Raw genomic sequence first — 3,047 nt, 5'->3', positions numbered from 1 at the left:
GGGGTGCAGAAGCAACGAGGCAGACCGCGCAAGTACGACGGCAAAGTTGACCTGACAGACCTCAGTCACTTCACCTTTGTGGAAACCGTGCAACCCCAGGTTGACCTCTACACTGCCCGATTGTGGCACGTCTCCTTGAAGCGGGAGATTCGAGTCGCCTACCTAGTTGACCGTCGCGTTCCGAACCGAGTCCGCACCTGCCTGCTGTTCAGTACCGATGTTGAGCAAGCCCCCAAGCAGATTATTCAGTTCTATAAATTGCGCTTCGGGATTGAATTTCTCTTCCGCGATGCCAAGCAGTTTACGGGTCTGAGTGATTGTCAAGCCCGTGACCTCTTGAAGTTGGACTTTCATTTCAATGCCAGTTTTACCGCCCTCAATCTAGCGAAGTTCGACGCGCATCCCCAGCACACCGGTCAAGACCCATTTGTATTCTCAATGGCAAGCGTTAAGCGTCGTGCCCTCAATCAACACCTACTTGAACGATTTATTGCCACCTTAGACTTGGAGCCAAGCTTGATTAAATCCCATCCCAACTACTCAACCCTTTGCGATTACGGCACTATCGCCGCCTAAAACTGTCCGAAGTATTGTATTAAGTATGTCAACTTATATGAGCTTAATGTCTTGGCTAAGTGTTCTTGCATGTCCCTTCCTAAGTTACTTAATTGTTACAGGAATGTTAGCAATTAAGTAACTTAGGAAGTCGTTGAGTGAGGTGTTAAAACCGAAAATTCATACTCGGCTTTCCCGTAGCTTTTGAGTCAGAAACAACGTTAAGGAATTTCAGCCAGACAATTGATAAGGTTTAATTAAGCCCATTTTTGCCTACGCTACAGGACGGGCTTAATTTTGGACTACTACACCGCACTACAAAGGGCTAAAATCCTGATTCTCTCGTTCTTCCTGACGGCTGAAACCCTTCTCCTCTCGACGAACTTCTGCTGCCTTTCACAGAGAACCAAGCCGAACCGAGATATTTGGAAACCGGCTACCGACATAAAGCGGGACAGATTGAACCAAGCTTAAAGACTTGAGGGACGTACTGTCCCGGCTTAAGTTGGTAGCCTGGAAACCTGATTCGTCGAGCGGTTTCTTGCTTTAGGTAAACCGAGAAATCAACTATAGCAATCAATCCTAGAGAGGCTTTCAGGCTTAGAGTCTTTTTGGGTTCAAAAGCTACAGGAATGCCAAATTGGAATCAACAACTCCGCCGCAAGCGGACGGAGTATGAAACAGCCACTTTTTAGCACTTCTTACGCCCCAAGGGACGGGGAATCTACCCTTGATGAGATTCAAAATAAAGCACCCTAGGGACTTGCAGGTAAATAATCTACCAGCTAAGTCGGAACAATGGTGATGTCCCATTTGGGCAATAATTCAGAACGTTGCCAGAAGGGTTGGTACTGTTTTAGCTCTTCTGGTAGCACTTTGATTCCTCTCTCATAGGTGGTTTCGACCAACTGTACAATTGGGGCTATTCCCTTCCAAGTCATATTGCTAGCCCAGTTTAGAGCGGTCTTGACTGAATCTAAGATTGCACCGTTCCAATAATTCTCTAATACTGCCCAACAGCGTTCAATTGGATTGTATTTGCTGTGGTACGGCGGGTAGTAAATCAATCGGATTGTCACCCCAATTGCCTGAGACAATTCGACCATTCGTTTGATGAATTGTGTGCGGTCACTGCGGGTTGCTGCCCCTCCATCAAGGTCAATCACCCACTCGTCGAGTTGAGGATAACTAGGTCGATTGTGCGTCCACCAATCGGTCAGACAATCGACGATAAAATCACTGGTTTCAGCCGACTGCCCCATGTAGATTGCGAATTGGTGGGTGTGAGTGTTGAGAATTCCAAAGGGCACCAAGACGGTTTGCCACTCCAGATCGTGGTCATCAGCCTGTTGAGGATCGATTGTCCTGGCTTTGCCACCTCGTGACAGGTTGCCAATCTTCACTTTGGCTTTGCTATCAATCGAGATTCGCAACGAATGTGGATTATCATCCGATGCCTGATTCTGTTCAAAGACATTCTGGAAGATTGCATCCGTTTGAGCAATCTTTTTCAAGGGTTTGGTCTTTTGTGTTTTTTTAGGCGATACCCCAGGCGATTCAGCACCTCTCCTATGGTTTGACGAGTCGGCAATTCGCGCTCCTCGTAACCCGCCTCACTCACAAATGCCGCTCGAACGGCTCTAGCACTAATACGGGCATACAGAAAGGTCGATTGAAATTTTGGGTCTGCTTGGGCTTGAGCATCTACCAATGAACGAATATCCGTTTCTAAGTTAGGCAACCCCACTTCGCTTTTGCGTCGTCCCCTTGCCTGATAGTTGTCCACACAGACTATTCCGGTGCGCTGTTCATGCAAACCCAGTTGAACACTATGGCGACACCAGCCTAAAACGGTTTCTGCTTTACGGGCTGAACCCTCAAAGTAGTCTTGGGTGACTTTTGCCATGAAGTCTCGTTTGCGGTTGCCAGTCAGTTTCTGAGCAGCATCTTTGAAAGTAGACTGAATGGAGTCGCTTAACATGGTTCTGTACATTCCAATTCTAGAGATTGATAGCGACGACAGCTGACCTACGCTTCCTAAGCTGACCGTCATCTAGATTTATAGCTCTTTCTATTGTGTGAAAGGGATACCAGGACTGGTTTATGCAAACTAAAAGTCGGACAGTTTACTTTCTAGAATGACTGGGAGATTATTTATCCGCAAGTCCCCTAGCCAATCGTTGGTTAGGGTGCTTTTGTGTTGGCGATTCACGGCTCGCTCACTATATTTACCCTGTATCAGGTGCTATGCCTGGTCAGCGGGATCGCCATACGGATCTTCACTCGCAGGTCGCACATTGCCGAACTGCCCAGACTCAGCGACCTGGTTAGCAGGATCGCCATACGGATCTTCACTCGCAGGTTGCACATTGCCGAACTGCCCAGCATCGGTCGCTTGATTTGCCGGATCGCCATACGGGTCTTCACTCGCGGGTCGCGGTGGTTGATTCTCGCTCTCTGCTGGCTGATCGCCTAGTAAGGCATCGGCTGCT

At 48.1% G+C, this 3,047-nt stretch carries 4 protein-coding genes; 1 reads left to right on the top strand and 3 read right to left on the bottom strand.

From position 1 onward, the window contains the following. Window positions 1–576 (top strand): transposase (locus A8707_RS25885; protein WP_156518507.1); only part of this gene is annotated, 576 nt, incomplete at its 5' end. 764 nt (window positions 577–1,340) lie between these two features. Here A8707_RS25885 and A8707_RS27750 read toward each other — a convergent pair. The 3 genes from A8707_RS27750 to A8707_RS25870 all read right to left on the bottom strand — a co-directional run. Continuing rightward, window positions 1,341–2,069, bottom strand: a complete 729-nt coding sequence (locus A8707_RS27750) for an ISAzo13-like element transposase-related protein (RefSeq protein ID WP_197485091.1) — start codon at window positions 2,067–2,069, stop codon at window positions 1,341–1,343. Then, window positions 2,066–2,536 (bottom strand): transposase, encoded by a 471-nt coding sequence (locus A8707_RS28760; protein WP_068820305.1) that lies wholly within the window; start codon window positions 2,534–2,536, stop codon window positions 2,066–2,068. Before A8707_RS28760 ends, A8707_RS27750 begins: the two co-directional genes overlap by 4 nt. Window positions 2,537–2,800: 264 nt before the next feature. Next, a partial coding sequence (locus tag A8707_RS25870) for a translation initiation factor (RefSeq protein WP_156518897.1) occupies window positions 2,801–3,047 on the bottom strand: 247 nt, incomplete at its 5' end.

This window comes from Phormidesmis priestleyi BC1401 (assembly GCF_001650195.1).
Taxonomy (GTDB): domain Bacteria; phylum Cyanobacteriota; class Cyanobacteriia; order Leptolyngbyales; family Leptolyngbyaceae; genus Phormidesmis_A; species Phormidesmis_A priestleyi_B.
The sequence above is the reverse complement of the archived record's forward strand: the minus strand, read 5'-3'. Positions and strand labels throughout refer to the sequence as shown.